The sequence below is a fragment of the Paenibacillus sp. Y568 genome (assembly GCF_059445545.1).
On sequence record NZ_JCAIUM010000001.1, the window covers coordinates 122,857 to 143,126 of the forward strand.

Annotated in this window: 20 protein-coding genes; all 20 read right to left on the minus strand. The window is 41.5% G+C overall.

Annotated features, from left to right (window positions below; genetic code table 11):
• Positions 1-78: 78 nt before the first annotated feature.
• Positions 79-678: a molybdopterin-guanine dinucleotide biosynthesis protein B gene (gene mobB, locus AC1D7X_RS00555; RefSeq protein ID WP_495474447.1), complete on the minus strand. Its 600-nt coding sequence runs from the start codon at positions 676-678 to the stop codon at positions 79-81.
• A gap of 15 nt (positions 679-693) precedes the next feature.
• Positions 694-1,962 (minus strand): molybdopterin molybdotransferase MoeA, encoded by a 1,269-nt coding sequence (locus tag AC1D7X_RS00560; protein ID WP_495474448.1) that lies wholly within the window; start codon positions 1,960-1,962, stop codon positions 694-696.
• A 48-nt stretch (positions 1,963-2,010) separates the two neighbouring features.
• Complete coding sequence (locus AC1D7X_RS00565; protein WP_495454549.1) at positions 2,011-3,522, minus strand: nitrate/nitrite transporter; 1,512 nt, start codon at positions 3,520-3,522, stop codon at positions 2,011-2,013.
• Positions 3,523-3,638: 116 nt separating this feature from the next.
• Complete coding sequence (locus AC1D7X_RS00570) at positions 3,639-4,574, minus strand: hypothetical protein (protein WP_495454548.1); 936 nt, start codon at positions 4,572-4,574, stop codon at positions 3,639-3,641.
• On the minus strand, positions 4,567-5,220 hold the full coding sequence (locus AC1D7X_RS00575; protein ID WP_495454547.1) for a response regulator: 654 nt from the start codon (positions 5,218-5,220) through the stop codon (positions 4,567-4,569). The genes AC1D7X_RS00570 and AC1D7X_RS00575 overlap by 8 nt, the downstream gene beginning before the upstream one ends.
• Positions 5,217-6,479, minus strand: a complete 1,263-nt coding sequence (locus tag AC1D7X_RS00580; RefSeq protein WP_495474449.1) for a sensor histidine kinase — start codon at positions 6,477-6,479, stop codon at positions 5,217-5,219. The genes AC1D7X_RS00575 and AC1D7X_RS00580 overlap by 4 nt, the downstream gene beginning before the upstream one ends.
• A 366-nt stretch (positions 6,480-6,845) precedes the next feature.
• The gene (locus AC1D7X_RS00585) at positions 6,846-7,943 is read right to left on the minus strand and encodes a prephenate dehydrogenase (protein ID WP_495454545.1); all 1,098 of its coding nucleotides are present in this window, start codon (positions 7,941-7,943) and stop codon (positions 6,846-6,848) included.
• Positions 7,944-7,974: 31 nt separating this feature from the next.
• Positions 7,975-9,072: a histidinol-phosphate transaminase gene (gene hisC / locus AC1D7X_RS00590; RefSeq protein ID WP_495454544.1), complete on the minus strand. Its 1,098-nt coding sequence runs from the start codon at positions 9,070-9,072 to the stop codon at positions 7,975-7,977.
• A 27-nt stretch (positions 9,073-9,099) separates the two neighbouring features.
• Positions 9,100-9,906 (minus strand): tryptophan synthase subunit alpha, encoded by an 807-nt coding sequence (gene trpA, locus AC1D7X_RS00595; protein ID WP_495454543.1) that lies wholly within the window; start codon positions 9,904-9,906, stop codon positions 9,100-9,102.
• The gene (trpB, locus tag AC1D7X_RS00600; RefSeq protein WP_495454542.1) at positions 9,903-11,105 is read right to left on the minus strand and encodes a tryptophan synthase subunit beta; all 1,203 of its coding nucleotides are present in this window, start codon (positions 11,103-11,105) and stop codon (positions 9,903-9,905) included. The genes trpA and trpB overlap by 4 nt, the downstream gene beginning before the upstream one ends.
• On the minus strand, positions 11,102-11,794 hold the full coding sequence (locus AC1D7X_RS00605) for a phosphoribosylanthranilate isomerase (RefSeq protein ID WP_495454541.1): 693 nt from the start codon (positions 11,792-11,794) through the stop codon (positions 11,102-11,104). Before AC1D7X_RS00605 ends, trpB begins: the two co-directional genes overlap by 4 nt.
• 1 nt (position 11,795) lies before the next feature.
• On the minus strand, positions 11,796-12,605 hold the full coding sequence (gene trpC / locus AC1D7X_RS00610) for an indole-3-glycerol phosphate synthase TrpC (RefSeq protein WP_495454540.1): 810 nt from the start codon (positions 12,603-12,605) through the stop codon (positions 11,796-11,798).
• A complete protein-coding gene (gene trpD, locus AC1D7X_RS00615) occupies positions 12,595-13,635 on the minus strand; it encodes an anthranilate phosphoribosyltransferase (RefSeq protein ID WP_495454748.1) in 1,041 nt (346 codons plus the stop codon). Before trpD ends, trpC begins: the two co-directional genes overlap by 11 nt.
• Before the next feature lie 343 nt (positions 13,636-13,978).
• A complete protein-coding gene (gene trpE, locus AC1D7X_RS00620) occupies positions 13,979-15,532 on the minus strand; it encodes an anthranilate synthase component I (RefSeq protein WP_495454539.1) in 1,554 nt (517 codons plus the stop codon).
• A 380-nt stretch (positions 15,533-15,912) separates the two neighbouring features.
• Positions 15,913-16,287, minus strand: coding sequence for a chorismate mutase (gene aroH / locus AC1D7X_RS00625; RefSeq protein ID WP_495454538.1), 375 nt, complete (start codon positions 16,285-16,287; stop codon positions 15,913-15,915).
• Positions 16,280-17,386 (minus strand): 3-dehydroquinate synthase, encoded by a 1,107-nt coding sequence (aroB, locus tag AC1D7X_RS00630; RefSeq protein ID WP_495454747.1) that lies wholly within the window; start codon positions 17,384-17,386, stop codon positions 16,280-16,282. Before aroB ends, aroH begins: the two co-directional genes overlap by 8 nt.
• 2 nt (positions 17,387-17,388) lie before the next feature.
• Positions 17,389-18,558: a chorismate synthase gene (gene aroC, locus AC1D7X_RS00635; RefSeq protein WP_495454537.1), complete on the minus strand. Its 1,170-nt coding sequence runs from the start codon at positions 18,556-18,558 to the stop codon at positions 17,389-17,391.
• Between the two features lie 176 nt (positions 18,559-18,734).
• Positions 18,735-18,899, minus strand: a complete 165-nt coding sequence (locus tag AC1D7X_RS00640) for a hypothetical protein (RefSeq protein WP_495454536.1) — start codon at positions 18,897-18,899, stop codon at positions 18,735-18,737.
• A 93-nt stretch (positions 18,900-18,992) separates the two neighbouring features.
• On the minus strand, positions 18,993-19,826 hold the full coding sequence (locus tag AC1D7X_RS00645) for a CheR family methyltransferase (protein ID WP_495474450.1): 834 nt from the start codon (positions 19,824-19,826) through the stop codon (positions 18,993-18,995).
• Positions 19,817-20,260: a nucleoside-diphosphate kinase gene (gene ndk, locus AC1D7X_RS00650; RefSeq protein WP_495454534.1), complete on the minus strand. Its 444-nt coding sequence runs from the start codon at positions 20,258-20,260 to the stop codon at positions 19,817-19,819. Before ndk ends, AC1D7X_RS00645 begins: the two co-directional genes overlap by 10 nt.
• Positions 20,261-20,270: the final 10 nt, after the last annotated feature.

Consider the following 20,270-nt stretch of genomic DNA (forward strand, 5'->3'; position numbering starts at 1 on the left):
ACTATACTGCTGGCACAAAAGAGTGGGGAAAACCCTCATTCGTTCAAGGGCTTTCCCTAGTTTTGAATCATCTTTCACCTAAATCGACAGATTTTTTATGAATTTTGTGTTTGAGGGGAATAAAGATAGGACGAGGGATTGGATGCTGTTCATTACAACTTCCTCGTCATGTATAGAAATGATGGGGACAGCAATAAGCTGCTGGGTATAAGCTTTATTTGTCGAGAGTTTCTCAGGATTCAACCAACTTATCCATAGACGAACATCAGAGGTCTCTTGAATTAAGGCCTCCATTTGGTCTGATTCACGAATAAGTGCAATTTTGGGATATGACGCATTTTTAAAACCTTCTGCAATGATGATGTCTACTCTTCCGTTCAACATGCTAGAAATTTCGCAAAGTGTGGTTGGATTTTGGCGCATCCAGCGTGTAGCTGTATTGGATGTCAGAACGGTTTCCACAGACCCGTGAGTCAGGTGCTTACTACTATCCGTACCCGGTTCGTCTAACTGAAATCGGTGTGCATCATGTTTCGCTGATCCGACTCTTAAGCCACGAGCCGACAACTCAGCGATAGCTTTACAAGCTAGCGTGGTTTTACCACTATTTTTAAAACCAACGATTTGTAAAACAGGTAAGTGTGAGTAGGTACCACTTTCATTGGAATTCACGGGCATTAGGATATCCCTCCTTTATAACAAAATGACTTCTACAAGGCTGCCCGCTTGATATCCATTCGGCGAACCTGGAAGACAGATTAGACAATTCGCATCACGAAGGGAAACCGTAATACTAGACATATCACGACCCACAGGCGCTGCTTCAAGCCGCCCTTCCTTACTGGATACAATACCACGAACGAAACGCGTAGAACGATCAGATTTCAGATAATCGACAGTTAATGTTGCTGACATACGCCGTTCTGGAACAAGCTCAGCTCCCATCATGCCACGGATGGCTGGACGAAGAAACAACCTACATCCCACATAACATGCTGCTGGATTACCGGAAAGTGCAAAGAGAGCTTTACCATGCCACAAGCCATAAGTTGTTGGACTACCAGGACGCATCAATACTTTGTTAAACAACAGATCGCCATCCCATGCTTGAGTCACATCATAAATAATGTCATGATCCCCCACGGATACGCCGCCAGTAGTCACAACAGCATCGTATGTCGATAAAGCATCGATTACAGTATTTTTAGCTAATTCAGCGTCATCCTGTATTCGCCCTATCATAAAGGGAATACCCCCATAATCCATAATCGCAGCAGCAACCATGTAACCATTGCTATTGCGAATCCTTCCTGGCTCAAGCGGTGCATCAACATCTAATAACTCAGATCCTGTAGTTAGAACAGCAATTCTAGGCTGTCGATATACCTGAACAGAAGCTACACCCATCATCGCAAGCAGTGCAATCTCGCCTTGGCCAATACGAACACCCGAATGAAGTACCATTTCACCTTCGCCAATTTCAATACCGATAGGAGAAACATTCTCTCCGGGAGTTACAGCACCCTTGACTAGGCATGTCTCTATATGATCGAAGTCTCTATCTATACTATCTTCTTCAGTCATCTCGTATTTAATGACAGCGTCTGCCCCATCCGGGACAGCTCCACCAGTCATAATTCTCATACATTCTCCGCTTCGAAGTATCTTTGCTGATACTGTCCCAGCTGGAATGTTATCCACCACTTTTAATGTAATAGGTCCTTTAATCGTGGCACTCGAAGTATCGGCACTTACAACCGCATATCCGTCCATGCCTGCACGGCGGAAATGTGGGAATGGCTGTGGAGCAACAACCTCCGCAGCCAAATATCTGCCAATACTTTGCATGATCGTAACTTCTTCTTTATCCATAAGGCGAACGGTGTCTAGCACCGTTTGTGTCGCTTCCTGAACACTGATCGCTTTTCTCATGAAATTGTGTTGGTCTTTTCTTCCATTCATTTTGATATTCATCCTTTTGTCCAATTCTTGAGCATCTCAAGGGACATCTTATTTAGGAAATCTCTGAGAGGATGGTTCAACTTCAGTGAAGACCCCTACATAATAACTCGTTTCTCCAACATCACTTTGTACGGCATTAATGCTGATATGTTGTAAGAAGATCTCTCCGTTTTTCTTTTTATTCCAGATTTCCCCGCTCCAAGCATTATTTTCTTTCAACTGCTTCCACATCGACTCATAGAAAGCTTTGTCATGACGGCCTGATTTAAGAAACCCAGACTTCTGTCCAATCGCCATTTCTGCTGTATAGCCAGTAACTGCAGTATACGCAGGGTTCACATTAATAATTATTCCCTTTTTATTCGTTACTAGAATCGCCTGAGAAGTACTCTGAATAATTTGTTCTGCTAATTTCACTTTATCCTGCCAGTATAAATAAAGAACAAGAAGCAAGCTACATAATGCGACCATCGCCAATGCCATGAACCCAATCGCATAATGACCTGTGATTCCAAACAATAATGTCAACATTAGAGGTGGGAAGAACCCTCCCAGACCCCCAAGAGCAGAGATAAGCCCATTCGCAATACCTGCTTGCTTCGAGAAATAGAGCGGAACTAATTTAAATATGGTACCATTCCCTATTCCTGCACACAATCCAATAAGTAAACAGCCAACAGTATACAACATAATGGATGGTGAGAATGCGAGCAGAATACCACCGATAGTTAATCCAGAGAATACATAAATCAATATTTTAAATGGATTGAACTTATCGCCAAGTATACCCCCAACTGGACGCATAATTGTTGCCAATACGACGAATACCGCTGTACGTAGTCCAGCATCTACTTTGCTAATGCCAAAGTGTTGAACAAGGAAGTTCGGTAGAAATATCGTGAATGCTACAAACGAACCAAATGTAATAAAATAAAAGAGGCATATGAGCCACAACTTCTCATTTCGATATATTGCCTTAAATTGCTCCATCAGAGGAACTGTCGATTTTTTTTCTTTCTTATCTCCCACAAAAAAGTTAGCTAGTGCAAAAAAGATCAATAAAATCAGGTAAAATTGTACCGTTGTCCGCCATCCAAACTGATTTGCCATTACAGGAGCGAAAAAGGTGCTTACTGCCGATCCGATATTTCCTAATCCATAAATCCCATTAACAAATCCGTGTTTCTCTTGTGGATAATATTTCGGAAGAGAGGTTACACCCACAGAGAATGTTGCACCTGCAACTCCAAGAAATAGTCCACCGATAATGAGATCCGCAAAACTCGTTGCTTTACTAATATAGAAGACTGGAGCTAACAACACTATAAAACTGATCAAAAACATCCATCGTGCACCGAACCTATTCGTCCAGTAACCAAATGGAACACGTAAAATGGATCCAAGCACAATCGGCACTGCCGTAACTAAAGATAGTTGGCTTGGTGTTAATAGAATGCCGTCCTTAATAAATACAATTAACGATGATAAGATTCCCCAAACAGCAAAACCAAGTACAAGGCTCAATGTTTGAAGAGGTAGTATTGCTTTAGATGGTTTCATAGATACGCCTCCGAAATATAATGAACTTAATTACTTTTCATTATCCTAGGAGTCTGTTACGAAACAAAGAGGGAATTCCCTCATTTCATCCAAGGAAATTCCCCAATTCATGCTTTCTAGTGATTCCAGTTCATTTCATCAAGTAGCAAACGAGTTGGCATAGTTAAACGTACAGATTGTTTCTCCTTTTCAATCACGATTTCTAGATCACATTTAAGCGATTTAAGCTCGGTCATTACAGGTAGAAATAGCTCTTGTGACGAAGGGTACAGAAGGTAACCCTCACATTCGATTAATGTATGCCCTAATTCGTCTTGACCAATAACCAACTGAGCACCCTCTTTAGATGTTGTATATTCTTTCACCAAAAGAGTTAGAATTGCCGTAATCTCTTCCTGCCGTTCATCGCTCAATCGTGTTATTCTCTGATCTAATAGTTCACAAGAAATGCCAACCGCTTGAGCTTCATGTAGTAGCTTAACAATGGGTCCAGCTTCCTTCTCCGTTATAGATACGATGTCCTGGGAGACACTCGGAGTATATTTCTGCGTCCAATGTGACATCTCTAAGTCCTCCGAATCCGTTAACTCTAAAGGATATAGATCATATAATTCAGCAAGTACACTTGCACATAATTGCACACGATCAATATCGTTCTCCTGAAACTCCCGTTTACTACGTTGCCCAACGAGAAGCACTCCATTGGATTGCATATCCGTAGGTAAGGGGCTTTTGATCGTTACACCCATCCCCGATTTCAAAGATTCCACAAGAAATATAGGATATTCTAATACATCTTCCTGCACATCCTCTGGGAATTCAGTAACAACATAAGGAGTGAAACCTTGAAGTACCTTTCCAGCCATTCCTTTTCCCATCCGAACCGCAATTTTTTTGTATCGTTCTGAATTTGCTCCGAGAGCAAACCGCCAGTAAATATCGCGATATTGGCCATCCGCCAACGCTACAGCTACGAAATCGAGTCCTAGTTCTTCCTTAAGTTGCTCCAGCTCGATTTGCATCTTTTTCCGCCTTGTCACACTTTCAGTCAAAATCTAGCAACCCCCTTCTGTACGCTAACTTCATTAGCTCTCGGCGGTTATTTAATTGTAATTTATCCATCATATTTGCTTTGTGGTTCTCCACTGTTTTGACGCTAATTAATAATAATTCAGCCACTTCCTTATTGGTATAACCTTTGGCTACTAAGCTAAGGATTTCTCTTTCACGTTCTGTGAGAGTCTCAAATACATCCTTCGTTTCTTTGGTCTGTCCATGTAAATAGCCTTGAATGACCTTTTTAGTCGCTGATGGATGCAAATAAACAAGCCCTTGATGAACCTGCTCAATGGCCAGAACAAGCTCAGACATGGGTGCCGATTTCAATATATAGCCTGATGCTCCAGCTTTAAGTGCACGAAATAGATACTGCTCATCATCATGCATCGTTAGGATAATAACCTTAACCTCCGGCATAGATTGTAAGAGCTCTTTCGTCGTATACAACCCATCTCGACCGTTCGGAAAACTCAGATCCATTAGCACAAGATCCGGTTTCAGCTCCAACGCCTGCTTAATACAAGATGCTCCATCTGCCGCTTCACCAATGACAGTGATGTTCGTTTGCGCATCAAGTACGGCACGTAGACCACTACGCACAACGGCATGATCATCTACAATAAAAACCTTCACTTTCACGTTAAGTCCTCCTCTACTGTCGAACCATGTCCATCATCAATAAATATTTGCACTTGAATCGTTGTACCTTTATCCGGCACGGATTGAATGTCAAATGAACCTCCTAATATTTTGACTCTCTCTTCCATACTGTATAATCCAACCCCTTGTCTCAGCTCAGAAGTGATGACAAAACCTCGACCGTAATCCTTTACTTGTAGCTCTGCGGAAGTTGTAGAATGCTTCAATTGAACATCAATGACATCTGTTTGTGAATACTTAGCCGCATTCGTTAGCGCTTCTTGAACAATCCGGTAAAGAGCTGTTTCTATAGCGGCAGGCATTCGCCCACCTTCTTCTTCCACTTTAAAATGAACTTGAATACCAAACTTCTGACCATAACTTCGAAAGTATTTTCGTAGCGCTGCAATCAATCCGATATCATCCAGTGCTGACGGCCGCAATTCTGCGGATAAATCACGAATATCCTCTATCGTGTTCCGTATGGCTTCTTGCAAAGTATCTAGTTTATCTTCCTGCATACTTTGCAGAGCATCATCCATCTTCAGTAACTCCGAATGAATTAATATGCTATAAAGCGATTGGCCGATCCCATCGTGTAACTCTCGTGATATAAGCTTCCGCTCATTCTCTTGTGCTTGCAGAATGGAGTGCGTAATCATCTTCGCAATTTGATGTTGCTCTTCCAGACGTGTCCCGTCAACTTCATGAATGCGTAATATACTTAAAGGTCCATGCATCGAGTCTACATAATGCGATACGCTCGCATTGATCGATTTAGCACCACCCTTTGGCGTGATAATCTGCAGTTCTATTGGCTGTTGTGTGGAATCACCAATAAAACAGTTTTGGTAGGAACATAACTTATTCAGTCCTGGATAATTGGAACACATGTTACAGAAACTGATGGACACTTCATCCTCATCCAGTTTCAACATTTGTCTTGCAGCAGGATTAATACGTTTAATATTCATAGCGTTATCAAGCACAAGAACCCCATCTGAAATGTGCTGAAATACATTGGCAAGTTGTTCTTGCTCTGATCTGAGTCTACGCCCTTGCGAATAAATGATAAAGAAAAAGACAGTCGTGATCACAAGAACAAAGAAAAACGTTGTGATAAAATATTGCCAATTGCTTTCACTATCCCCAAGCATTATTCGAAGTGAGAATACAATTAAAAAGGTCGTGATAATCGTTAACATTCCATTCCTAAGCATAAATTTTGCTATTCCGAGTGACCTCCGAGTCGATAACATGTAATTACTCCCTTCCTTTTCTTCCGAGAACGTACGCGGTTCAATACACCTGTATATTATTAGCCTACCACTAGACCACATACAATGTGAAATTTTATTACAATCCCGAGCCTAAAACAACCCTTAATGTAAGAAGTATAAATATAAGCTATCTTGACTCGTATTCACCAGAGCGTGGAGGACTTCTCAAATTGATTATCAAAAAATAGACAAAAAAAAGACCACTTTTTTCAAAGTGGTCTCTGCTCAAGACAGAGCAGAAGATATTGGATAGGAGTGGAGAGAAACCATACTGTAAGTTCATTGTAATGTATACGTTTACATTTGTCAATAATTGTTTTAAAAGTTAATGTAATCACTTTAATATCACATGAAGACGGTATAATTCAACTCATGGAGTAATGCTCTTGCACGCTCCATATCCTCTTCTTGACGGAATGAAAGCCGCATCACACCTGGGACATCTTCTCTGCTCTCAATAATTTGAATATTGCTAAGATTAATCTGTTCTGAGCCTAACTCTGTTGCTATTTTACCAATAATCCCGGGATGATCCGGTACATTCAAATACAGATCAAATAAAGGAACAATCATTCCTTTGCGCCCTTCAGGCAGTTCGTTACGGAAAGCATTAGCTTTCTGAAAGGCCTCTTCAATCCCTTGCCCATCATGATTACTTAGCATGTCTATGAAAGAGGAAATACCCATGTTCCAATCTTGAAGTAAGCGCAACATGACATCGTTGTTGTTCAATAGTATGTCTCTCCATATGACGGGATCACTAGAAGCAATTCTAGTGATGTCTCTAAAGCCTCCTGCAGCTAATCTTCGGTATAACGTATTGGATTCATTATATCCACAGATCTGGTTAACCAATGCTACAGCGATAACATGAGGTAAATGACTAATAGCACCTACAATCTCGTCGTGAAGCCTTGGTTCCACTTTCACAACTTGAGCACGAGTATAGGATAATAGACGTTCTAAAGAGTCGCACGCGTCCTTTGGAACATGTGAAGAAGGGCATAACACATAGTAAGCATTCTCGAATAGGAGTACAGAAGCCGCTTCGACACCTGAACGTTCAGATCCAGCCATAGGATGTCCACCAATGAAGTATACATCTTGCAGTTCCAATGACTCCGCTGCTTCAGATATACTTGCCTTGGTACTTCCCACATCTGTAATGATACAACCCTTCTTCAAAGGTAGAACACTCAATTTCTCTAAATATTCTTCTAATTTACCTACAGGTACGCAAAGAAAAATAAAATCAGCATCACATGATGCTTCTTCGATTGAAAGTGTAGCATGATCCACTACTTCTCTGGTCATGTATGTGTCTATTAAGTCAGGGCGGTGAGCATGGCCCACCACCGTAATCCCTGGCTTATCTTTAAAACAAAGTGCTAGCGAACCTCCAATTAAACCTACTCCAAAGATAGCTATTTTTGTTGTGTTCATGATATCTCATTTCTATTCTTAGATTTATTATTTACACTTGAGTTGGGATGTCTTGGAGCACTTCCTCTAATGCATGAATGAAAATGTTATTTTGTTCTTGGGTCCCTACTGTCACTCTGATATAGCTTGGGTACCGCTGATGTCCAGCACGAATGATAACCCCTTTTCGTAGTAACGCTTGAAATATTTCACTAGATGGCTTACGTACATCGACCATAATGAAATTGCCATGTGCAGGTAAATAGGACAGTCCTAAGCGATCAAATTCGCCTTGCAAATACATAATTCCTTGAGCATTTAAGCTACGACATTGATCAACAAACCCCTGATCTTCTAATGCAGCTATGGCAGCAACTTGAGCAATTCGTGACGTATTAAAGGGCTCCCGAACTTGATTGATTAATTTGATCACTTCAGCACTTCCTACGCCATAACCGATACGCATAGAAGCTAAACCATATATTTTGGAGAACGTTCGAAGAACGATGACATTAGGGTATTTATTCAGAAATTTTATACCGTCTGAGTAAGATAAATCCGTAACGAATTCACAATATGCCTCATCAAGTACAACTAACACTTCTGATGGAACTTCATCCAAAAAGGTTGTTAATGCACGGTCCGAAACGATGGTTCCCGTCGGATTATTCGGATTACATACCCACATAATCTTGGTACGCTCATTTACAGCGGCCAACATGGCCTCTAGATCATGTACGCCATCCTTAAGTGGAACTTCAATACTAGTTGCTCCTTCAATGTCTGCATTACTCTTATATACAGAGAAGGTCTGGTCAGCCATGATCGTCTCATCACCTTGCACAAAAAAGGCTCGAGTAATCAATGCAATAATCTCATCTGATCCACACCCAAAAATGATCTGATCCGCATTTACACCCAGATGATTACTTAATGCTGTCGTTAAATTTGCTGCACTACCATCTGGATAAATACTAATATTCTCAAGTTCAGATAAAACTGCATCTTTAATACGAGGTGATGAACCGTATGGATTCTCATTCGAAGCCAGCTTAATGACTTCCGTTAATCCAAATTCCTTCTTCACTTCTTCTGTTGGTTTACCCGGTTGATATACTGGAAGGTTAACAATATGGGATTTAGGTTTCATAATCATATCCACTCACTTTCTATTACATTATCCTTTTAATTGTGTTACAAACTCACGTATTTGTAGTAGTCCCTCTTGTCTAGTATTAACGTCGTTCAATAAAGGAATCACAGATTCAATCTCACGTACGATCGCACTTCCCACGACAACTCCATCACATATTTGAGAGAAGTGAGCTACCTGTTCATGCGTAGAGATCCCAAACCCAACGGCAACCGGAAGATTTGTATACTTCTTAACAGTTTGAATAAATTGTTCTACCCCCTGGTGGAACGAGGAACGTTCCCCTGTCACGCCTAAGGAAGACACGCAGTATACAAAGCCACTAGCATTACTAACTATTTTCTCAATTCGTTCATTTGAAGTAGGTGCTACCAATGGAATTAGACTTACTCCAGCTTCATCCGCACGACGACATATATCACCCGATTCTTCCACTGGAAGGTCCGGGATAATCAATCCGCTGATTTCATGATTTTTTACTTCGTTGAAGAAAAGGTCTAGACCCATCTGCAACACAGGATTGAAATAAGTAAAAAGGATAAATGGCATCTTCACACCTGATTCACGAGCTTTTACAGCCGTCTCCATACATGTACGAATGGTCACACCATGTTTCAATGACCGTTGAGATGCCCGTTGAATAACAGGTCCATCCGCTAGAGGATCGGAATACGGTACTCCTAGTTCTAGAATATCAGCACCCGCTGCCTCTAATTGTAGTATGATCTCTACGGTTGTCGCAACATCAGGATCTCCTACGGTCAAAAAAGGAATCAGTGCCGTGCGATTCTGGCTTCTCAACACTTCAAATGTCTGATCCATCAAATTCATGACTGATTCCCCCCTGTATATGCCATGATAGATTCGACATCTTTGTCTCCTCGTCCAGATAAACAAATAACCACAATATCATCCTTCGTTAACCTAGGAGCTATCTTAATAACTTCTGCAACAGCATGAGCGGATTCAAGCGCTGGGATGATTCCTTCAGTCTGACAGAGCAACTGTAGTGCATCAAGCGCCTCCTGATCTGTAATTGGAACATACTTAACACGTTCAATATCTTTCAGATAAGAGTGTTCTGGCCCAACCCCTGGGTAATCCAGTCCAGCTGATATAGAGTGTGCTTCCTGTACTTGACCGTGCTGATCCTGCAAAAGATAACTCATTGACCCCTGGAACACTCCATGTGTTCCCTTAGTCATCGTAGCTGCATGGAATTGTGTGTCCACACCTTTTCCTGCCGCTTCGACTCCAACCATTGCAACTTCTTTATCTTCTATGAAAGGATAGAACATCCCAATCGCATTACTCCCCCCACCAACGGGTGCAACAAGAATATTCGGAAGGCGACCTTCACTCTCAAGAATCTGACGTCTCGTCTCGTCTCCGATCACTCTCTGGAAATTCCGAACCATCATCGGATACGGATGTGGTCCAACTGCAGAACCTAAGATATAGAATGTATCATCTACATTACTAACCCAATAACGGAGTGCTTCATTTCCTGCATCCTTCAGTGTACGAGACCCCGAAGTAACCGGAATGACTTCCGCACCGAGTAACTTCATTCGGAAGACATTCAGAGCTTGACGTTTCGTATCATCTTCCCCCATGAACACCTTACATTCCATTCCAAGAAGTGCAGCTACCGTAGCTGTTGCGACACCATGTTGGCCCGCACCAGTCTCAGCAATTACTTTCTTCTTTCCCATTCGTTTAGCAAGAATACCTTGCGCGATCGCATTATTAATTTTGTGAGCACCCGTATGATTTAGATCCTCACGCTTTAAGTAAATTTTAGCTTCACCCAAATGTTTGCTTAAACGTTCCGCATAATAAAGGGGTGTCTCACGTCCAGAATATTGCTTCAACAAATAGTCTATTTCCGCTTGGAAACTTGGATCTGCTGCATGTTGTTTATAGGAATGTTCTAATTCTATGAGTGCATTCATTAATGTTTCGGGTACGAAGCGTCCACCGAATGGACCGAAGCGACCGTTCTGATCTGGCATTTGTGTTTGTGTCATATCTGTTTCACCCTTTCAACAAAAGCTATTACTTTATCTATATCTTTCAAACCATTACTTTCTACGCCACTAGAAACATCTACCCCATATGGATGATATTTCGTAATTAACTCACTAACATTTGAAGGTTCAAGACCACCAGCTATAAAAAGAGGGATATTTAGTTTACGACTCTCTTCCTGATAATACGGAATGTGATCCCATGCAAAGGTACGCCCTGAACCACCCCCATAAACAGGGTCGAACGTATCCAGTAACATTGCATCAATAACACCGACATAATCTTTTGGAAGCAATGGATGCTTCGTAGAGTCCGAACCATGATCGGCTACATGACCATTTGAGTTTATTGAAAGAGCTTTAAACACTTTAACACCAAATTGACGTTTGACGTCATGACAGAACTTAGCATCTTCTTGTCCGTGCAATTGAATCACATCTAAGGGTGAACGTTCCATCACTTTAGAGAGATACGCCATCTCAGGATTCACGAAGACACCTACACTCTCAGGATGTGTCACATTCTCCCAATGCTGAAGCTGTTGCAAGAGTACCGATGCATCTTCCATCGTAACTTGTCGGCGACTAGTAGCAAATACGAATCCGATATAATCTACCGGTAAGTGTAACATAGATTTTAGCACTTCAACGTCCTGAAGTCCACATATTTTTACGAATGTTTTATCCATTTTATAACCTTCCTTCCCCTTCAGGAAGAGATCCCATTAGTTCTGTAACAGCTACACCAACATCTTGTTGTCTCATGAAATATTCACCTATGAGGACGCCATCCGCTCCTGAACGCTTGAGGAAATCCATATCATCGGATCCCGCAATACCACTCTCGCTGATGATCGTTATTTCACTAGGAATCATTTGAATCAGTTTAGCAGTCGTTTCTAGAGATGTTTCAAACGTATGTAAATTACGATTGTTAATCCCTATCAATGATGCCTGATCTAAATGTAATACATTCTCTAACTCTTCTGCGTTATGGACTTCAATTAAAGCATCTAGTCCGATCGAAGAAGCTGTCTTGATGAATGAAGATATTTGGGAAGGCTCTAATATGCTAGCGATAAGTAGAACTGCATCTGCCCCCAACAGGCGTGCTTCATAGATTTGACGTTCATCAATAATGAAATCTTTGCGCAGTAGAGGTATCCTTACCGCAGCTTGGACAGCTCTTAGATATTCACCGCTTCCTTGAAAATATTCCACGTCTGTAAGCACAGATAAACAATCTGCACCAGCCCGTTCATAGGCTAAAGCAATCTCCACAGGATCGAAATCCGGTCGAATTAATCCTTTCGATGGAGAAGCCTTCTTGACCTCTGCAATGAGACCCATATCTCGATGGCGATCTGTTGATACAGCTCTTAGAAATCCTCTAGTTGGTGGCAGGTTAGCAATGACTCGTTCCGTTCGTGAGAAATCAAAGTTCTTCGCAAGTTCTTCCACCTCTTTGACTTTGGTGGCTACTATTTTATCAAGATACATAGGACTCTTCTCCTGTCATTTGAATCAATTGATTTAATTTAGCATAGGCACTTCCATTATCTATAGCCTTTGAAGCAAGCTGTACACCTTCATAGATACTCTCGGACAGTCCAGATACATATATACATGCTCCAGCATTAGCTAATACAACATCTCGATACGGACTCTTCTCCCCTTGAAGAACGGAGTGAATAATTCGAGCATTCTCAGCTGCATCGCCACCCAACACCTTTTCTAGAGGATGAACATCAAGACCTAAATCATGAGGGTTAATATCATAAGTAGTTACTTTACCTCCACGTAATTCAGACACTTGTGTGGGCGCTGAGATACTAATCTCATCCAATCCATCTAAGCTTGAGACAACCAAGGCACGCTTCAGTCCCAGTTCGTTCAGAACTTGTGCAATGGTTTCCGTCATGCTGCGATCATAGATGCCCAGTAGCTGACGGTCAGCACCAGCAGGATTGGTCAGTGGGCCTAACATATTGAATACCGTTCGTACACCCAGCTCTTTACGAGGAGCGGCCGCATGTCGCATAGAAGGATGATAGATTTGTGCGAATAAGAAGCAAATCCCAATCTCATCCAAACACCGTCTTGCTTGTTCCGCCGATATATTGATGTTAACACCTAGTGCTTCCAATACATCCGCACTTCCTGCACGTCCAGATGCTGAACGATTGCCATGTTTCGCTACCCGCACAGAAACGGATGACGAAATAATGGCGGAGGTTGTTGATATATTGAATTTGTGAATTCCTGATCCACCCGTCCCACACGTGTCGAGTAAATGGGCACTTTCCGTCAACATTCGGTTCCCCGAACCCCGCATCGCTTCAGCAAACCCTGTGATTTCTTCAACCGTCTCGCCTTTCATACGTAATGCAGTCAATAAGCCGCCTATCTGTGCCTGTGTCGCTTCTCCATCCATGATACTCTGCATAACTTGACGTGCTTCTATACGTGCAAGATCATTACCCATGATCAATTTAGTTAGACTTGATTGAATCATATCTGTATGATCCACATGAACGGATGGATTACCAACCACACTCAACTGTTCTATACTATTCTCCACTATGCTCATCTCCATTATATTCATTTGACAGGTTCAGCTCCCTGAACCCCTATCGTATACTCGAACACTTCTAGAGGTTGTTCAAAAAATCATATTTTGATCACGAAGTATACCAAGAAGCTTATTCGACATCAAATATTGAATTCAGCCGGTCCTTCCGGTGCTCACGTAGGTACTGCCTACGCTCCGCTCCTCACTCCCTATCTTCATCCAATCTTCTAAAGCGTTTTGAAAAAACGCAGCATCGTAAGCATACTCTTGGTGCTGAAAATCTGACTTTTTGAACACTATCTTATGGTGTATATTCATATAAATAATCTTGATTTATCGTATCGATATCCTTCTTCGTAGGGGGGAACATTAACTCCGCTGTCCGAATGGCTTTTAATAACGCTTTTGCTTTATTAACCGTCTCTTCATATTCCTTCTCTGGCACGGAGTCCCATACAATGCCTGCACCTGCTTGGATGTATGCTTTCCCTTTACGAAAGATCAATGTGCGTATTGTAATACAGGAATCCATATTGCCAGTAAATCCTAAGTATCCTATAGCTCCCGCATAGGCACCTCGTGCTTCTTTCTCAAGCTCCGCTATGATCTCCATGGCTCTCAGCTTAGGCGCTCCTGATACCGTCCCTGCAGGTAAACAGGATAGGAACGCATCAAAGAAATCTTTATCTTCATGCAACTGCCCCGAAACATTGGAGACCATATGCATCACATGGGAGTACTTCTCAATTTCCATAAATGTATCGCATGTAACAGTACCGAATTTAGATACTCTGCCTAGATCATTACGGCCAAGATCAACTAGCATTAGATGCTCCGCACGTTCCTTCTCATCGTGCATTAACTCCTCCGTTAAGGCACGATCTTCGCTTTCACTATTCCCACGAGGTCTTGTGCCGGCAATAGGCCGAGTCTCTACACGGTCTCCATCCACCTTCACTAGTGCTTCAGGTGACGTTCCAACGATGATCTCTTCATCCATTTTCAGATAATACATATAAGGTGAAGGATTTAGTGTTCTTAGAACACGATATACATGTAGTGGGGATACTTCGGTTTCTATATGAAAACGCTGGGATAGTACGACTTGAAAAATGTCACCAGCTCGAATATATTCCTTAGCTTGCTCTACGTTCGAAATGTATTGTTCTTTGGTCATGTTGGACTTAATGTCCCCTAGTTCCACATCTTGAGGGATACTATGGCGATTCACATTTTCTCGTGGACCTTGTTCTTGTAATTGTTCCGCGATGTCTTCTAACTTACGACTCACAGCTTCGTATGTTTGTGCAATATCTGAATCTGTATCTCCATCCTTAACATGCACATTGCCTACTAACAGAATTTGTTGCTTTACGTGATCGAACACAATAATGGAGTCGCAGAACATAAATCGAATATCATCCATATGAAGATCATCTACAGCATGTGCAGGTAAATTCTCATAATATTGAAGCAGATCATACCCAAAGAACCCAATAGCTCCACCTGTAAAAGGAGGCATATCTTCTAACTTGGGGCTACGGTAAGTACGTAACAATGCTTTCAGTTCCTCTACCGGCTTACCCTTCATTATTTCTTCCACACCATTTTTTTTAAGAACAATTCGTCCTTGTTTACCTGATATCATTAGAAATGGATCTGTACCAATAAATGAATATCTAGCCCATTGAATCCCACCCTCAACACTTTCCAGAAGAAAAGCATGATCTTGCTTCGCATATCTCTGAAAAACACGGATAGGAGTCTCCATATCTGACAAGAGACGTTTTACTACGGGTATCAGATTATATTGACTTGAAAGTTTAATGATTTGTTCAACATTAGGGGTCATCATGACCATCCCTCCCAGATTAAAATACACAAAAGACCTCTACAAAAGTAGAGGTCTATCGGTCATGAAGTATATGAAAGAGTCCGGTAATTAACCACTTCAATCCAAGAACCTCTCCCCAGAAATAGCTAACGCTAAGGAATAGGTTCAAGAATCAATATGATTCTCTTACCGAATATAAATGCTTATGGACTCTGCTCAACTATACTCATCTCAACTCAACTAGGCTCTACTCAACTGAATTAACTATACATGATGATGCTTGCTTTTGACAACCCATGGAATAAATGAATGAGTTCAACTATACATAAGGTTAAGATTAAGTTTCACTTGAATCGTCCATTTCATAATCGCCGATGCATCTAAATTAGCGTAATTATGACCTACTTGGATGGAGCAGAAAGATCAGGTCTTAACTTACGTGCATCATTCAAGTATACATGTTTCATTTCACGTTGGCTCTTCTCCGTATTCACCTGAATCATGAATCGAATACATTGAGGTAAACTACCCTGAACGGGTATTTCTACCGAGCACATAAGAGGAACTAAGTCCCAACCTTCTAATTGACGAATGGCTCTAGCAGGAAAAGTGGCGTCTAGATCCGATGTCATCGTGATCCATACGCTACAAATATCTTCGGGTTCAATCTCATTACGAATGATTATTTCTTTGAGTAATGTGATCGTCTCTTGTAATATTTCCTGTTCGTCATTCTTGGTAACACTAGTAGCACCACGAATTCCGCGATTATACATGAGATCCTCCTCCTTCTCTAAGTTGATCGATCGTTTCACGCACAAGTTGTTCAGGTATATCCTTCACAATACTTACAGATCCAATCGACTCCGGTATGATAAAGAGCATATGACCCTCTCTAAATTTCTTGTCGTGTTTCATGGCATTCATAATATCATCGGTTGATAAATGGGATGACATCGTAATGGGCAGCCCTAAGGATAGCAGCATGCTCACAGTTTCATCATAAATATGTGGATCCCGTCCTAGTCGAACAGCCAAGCGTGCGGATCCTGCCATTCCGATTGCAATAGCTTCACCATGTAAGTATTCACCATAGCCTGCCACAGCTTCAATCGCATGCCCGATCGTATGACCCAGATTAAGGATAGCTCGTAAGTCATTTTCTCGTTCATCACGGGATACGACATCCGCTTTAATCGAGCAACCACGTTCTAATCCATAACCCAAAGCTTCAGGGTCAAGTGCTAACAATTCAGAAGCATGGTCTCGGCACCATCTTGCGAAATCACCATCACGGATTAGACCATGTTTTACCATTTCAGATAAACCTGCGGATACATCTCGTGGTGGTAACGTCTGTAATGTATCAAGATCATAGAGAACCATCTCAGGTTGATGAAATGCTCCTATCATATTCTTTGCGAGTGGATGATTCACAGCAACCTTACCGCCCACACTACTATCATGTGCTAGAATCGTTGTTGGAATCTGAACGAACTTGACTCCTCTCATATATGTAGCTGCAACAAACCCTGCTAAATCGCCAACTACGCCACCACCAAGGGCAATCACTGTTGAATTACGATCGAGGCCACCTTCAATGGCAGTCGTCATAACTTCTTCAAGAACAGATAACGACTTGGATGTTTCTCCGGCTTTGACTATTTTGGAGACAACTTTATAATCAGAATCTAATAAAAGCTTCTCTACCCTATTTAAATAGTTAGGAGCTATATTCTCATCCGTCACAATCATTAATGGGCTATTGGAAGATATTCCATGATTCTTGAAATATTGACCAATATGACTTAGTAGACCAGATCCGATATAGATAGGATACGAACGTTCACCTAGATCCACATTCACGGTTCTTATCATTAATATCTCTCCAATTGAGCAAGATAATTGTTATAGTTGGCCTTAATCTCGTCCATGGAATCTCCACCGAATTTCTCCAAGAAGGCATTTGCAATTTCCCATGCAACAACATGTTCCATTACGACACTAGCTGCCGGTACAGCACATGCATCGGAACGCTCAACTTGAGCAGTAAAGGCTTCCTTCGTGTCAATATCAACACTTTGTAATGGTTTATACAGTGTTGGAATAGGCTTCATTACGCCGCGAACCACGACAGGCATACCATTGGTCATGCCACCTTCAAATCCGCCTAATCGATTACTTGCGCGGTAATATCCTTGTTCCTCGTTGTACATAATCTCGTCATGTACTTGTGAACCTCTCAGAATCCCTGCTTCGAATCCAATTCCGATCTCCACACCTTTAAATGCATTGATAGACATAACACCCTGTGCAATACGTGCATCTAGCTTACGATCGTATTGTACATAACTACCAAGACCTATTGGCACACCTTCAACAATACATTCGACAATCCCACCGATGGAATCTCCATCTTCTTTAATCTGATCAATGTAGGCTTCCATCTTTTTCTCTGTTTCGGCATCCACTACCCGGACAGAAGAAGCTTCCGTCTTTTCAATTAGCTCATCTATCGATAAGTTATGTGGAGGGGCTTCTATTTCACCAATACGAATCACTTGTCCAGCAACTTTAATGCCGAATTCCGCAAGAAATTGGCGAGCTATCGCACCACATGCCACACGCACCGTTGTCTCTCTTGCGCTAGATCGTTCGAGTACGTTACGTAAATCTTTATGATTATACTTTAGTCCACCATTGAGATCTGCATGTCCAGGACGAGGGCGATGTACACGGCGCTTCTCTTCGTCTGTTCCTTCAATAGGCTCAATATTCATAATATTCCGCCAATGTGTCCAATCATTGTTAGCTACAACCAATGCGACAGGAGCCCCTGTCGTATATCCATGTCGAACGCCACCTACGATTTGAGCTGTATCCTTCTCAATTTGCATACGACGTCCGCGACCATACCCTTTTTGACGACGATGTAGTTGAAAGTTAAGTTCTTCGAAATCTAAAGTTAATTGACTAGGTAAACCTTCAATAATTGCTGTGAGCTGGGGACCGTGAGTCTCCCCTGCAGTTAAATAGCGTAAACTCATGTTGCTTTCCCCCTTATACTTTCGTACTGTGAATGGCTAAAATCCGATAATATCTTTGCTTATTATAGTATAGGTCATGCACTTTGACAAGAAAGGTTATCCCCATATACCTATCACTTAAAAAAAGCGCAGATCCTCATATACACAGGATTCGGCGCTTACGAGACGAAGATTATTTAACTATTAATCGGTTGAATCTTTGGTTCAATACCTGAACGATCTATCAAAAAATCACCCATCAATCGATTGAGTTGTACCTGCTCCAACCCAAGAATCTGCCCACATTCTTGAATGGTAATGAACCCACGTTGATAGGCTGTAATCACTTTTCGTTTATCCATACTATCCTATTCCCTCCACTTATTTCATCCTGTTCTATGAATAGTAGTATCGCAAAGAGGAGAGCATAATATACATTTTTCGAAATAATAAGCCTATATCTTTTTTCGATAGAAAAATGTTTCCGTTGGTTCAAGCCCATACTGCCCAGGTGTAAAGATCTGTTCCGTACTCCCAACAAATAAATATCCACCCGGACGAAGACTATTTGCAAATTTGTGATATAAGTTCGACTTAGCCTCTTCTGTAAAGTAAATCATAACGTTGCGACATACAATAAGATCAAAGGATCCATCGAAGGAATCCAATAATAGATTCTGCTTTTTGAATTGCACAGCCTTCTTCAGAGAGTCATTGATCTTATACAATAGACCATCAGAATTGAAGTGTCTTGCAGCTACGTCTTTCGGGACGTCCTTCAATGAACGTTCTAAATAGTGGCCCTGCTGAGCCTCTTCCAATGCACCGCTATCAATATCTGTAGCTATAAGTGATGTATTCGATAATATTCCCTTATCTGCAAGAATCATGGCTAATGTGTAGGGTTCTTCACCCGTTGAGCAAGCAGCACTCCACACTTTGAGACGCCCCTTATTACTAGAAAGAAGCTCCGATATCACGTTATCTCTTAATACTTCCCAGCGGTTCGGGTTCCGCCAGAACTCCGACACATTGATCGTCATACGATCTAAGAATTCGTAGAATAAGTTCTTATTCTGCATCATGGCTTTGAAGAATAAGTCAAAGGTATCGTAACCATTCTTCACCCGGAGCGTCGTCAAACGACGCTTCATCTGTCCCTCTTTATATTGGGAGAGATCAATTCCGGTCTCTTTTTTGATGGATTCAATAAATTGAATATAATCAGTATCAATAATGACACTTTCTTCCCTCACATTCACGGGCATCCCCATCGTTTTTATATCCATGACGAAATGCTTTTATCATAATTCACAAGCTCATGCTCTGTAAAAAAGTTAGAAATCTCTCTCTTACTGCTCTCTGGTGAATCCGATCCATGAATCAAATTATTAGGTGTATGTGCAGCGAAATCTCCTCGAATCGTACCTGGTTGTGCTTCTTTCACATTTGTCTTACCGATAACTATGCGAGATAACGATATAATATCGTCACCTTCCCATACCATCGCCACAACCGGTCCTGAAGTGATGAAGTTCACTAGGTTTGAATAGAAATCCTTACCCTCATGTTCTGCATAGTGAAATTCAGCTTGTTTCTCAGTCACTTGAACTAATTTACAACCTACCAATTTAAAACCTTTTTCTTCTAGACGAGAAATAATACGACCAATTAATCCGCGTTGCACACCATCAGGTTTAACCATCAAAAAAGTGCGTTCCATGTGCTCACTC

What these genes read in the sequence shown, in the direction of transcription:
- mobB (WP_495474447.1), bottom strand. Translation starts at nt 678, where the DNA reads ATGCCCGTGAATTCCAATGAAAGTGGTACCTACTCACACTTACCTGTT.
- AC1D7X_RS00560 (WP_495474448.1), bottom strand. Translation starts at nt 1,962, where the DNA reads ATGAATGGAAGAAAAGACCAACACAATTTCATGAGAAAAGCGATCAGT.
- AC1D7X_RS00565 (WP_495454549.1), bottom strand. Translation starts at nt 3,522, where the DNA reads ATGAAACCATCTAAAGCAATACTACCTCTTCAAACATTGAGCCTTGTA.
- AC1D7X_RS00580 (WP_495474449.1), bottom strand. Translation starts at nt 6,479, where the DNA reads ATGTTATCGACTCGGAGGTCACTCGGAATAGCAAAATTTATGCTTAGG.
- AC1D7X_RS00585 (WP_495454545.1), bottom strand. Translation starts at nt 7,943, where the DNA reads ATGAACACAACAAAAATAGCTATCTTTGGAGTAGGTTTAATTGGAGGT.
- hisC (WP_495454544.1), bottom strand. Translation starts at nt 9,072, where the DNA reads ATGAAACCTAAATCCCATATTGTTAACCTTCCAGTATATCAACCGGGT.
- trpA (WP_495454543.1), bottom strand. Translation starts at nt 9,906, where the DNA reads ATGAATTTGATGGATCAGACATTTGAAGTGTTGAGAAGCCAGAATCGC.
- trpB (WP_495454542.1), bottom strand. Translation starts at nt 11,105, where the DNA reads ATGACACAAACACAAATGCCAGATCAGAACGGTCGCTTCGGTCCATTC.
- AC1D7X_RS00605 (WP_495454541.1), bottom strand. Translation starts at nt 11,794, where the DNA reads ATGGATAAAACATTCGTAAAAATATGTGGACTTCAGGACGTTGAAGTG.
- trpC (WP_495454540.1), bottom strand. Translation starts at nt 12,605, where the DNA reads ATGTATCTTGATAAAATAGTAGCCACCAAAGTCAAAGAGGTGGAAGAA.
- trpE (WP_495454539.1), bottom strand. Translation starts at nt 15,532, where the DNA reads ATGATGACCCCTAATGTTGAACAAATCATTAAACTTTCAAGTCAATAT.
- aroH (WP_495454538.1), bottom strand. Translation starts at nt 16,287, where the DNA reads ATGTATAATCGCGGAATTCGTGGTGCTACTAGTGTTACCAAGAATGAC.
- aroC (WP_495454537.1), bottom strand. Translation starts at nt 18,558, where the DNA reads ATGAGTTTACGCTATTTAACTGCAGGGGAGACTCACGGTCCCCAGCTC.
- AC1D7X_RS00640 (WP_495454536.1), bottom strand. Translation starts at nt 18,899, where the DNA reads ATGGATAAACGAAAAGTGATTACAGCCTATCAACGTGGGTTCATTACC.
- AC1D7X_RS00645 (WP_495474450.1), bottom strand. Translation starts at nt 19,826, where the DNA reads ATGGATATAAAAACGATGGGGATGCCCGTGAATGTGAGGGAAGAAAGT.
- ndk (WP_495454534.1), bottom strand. Translation starts at nt 20,260, where the DNA reads ATGGAACGCACTTTTTTGATGGTTAAACCTGATGGTGTGCAACGCGGA.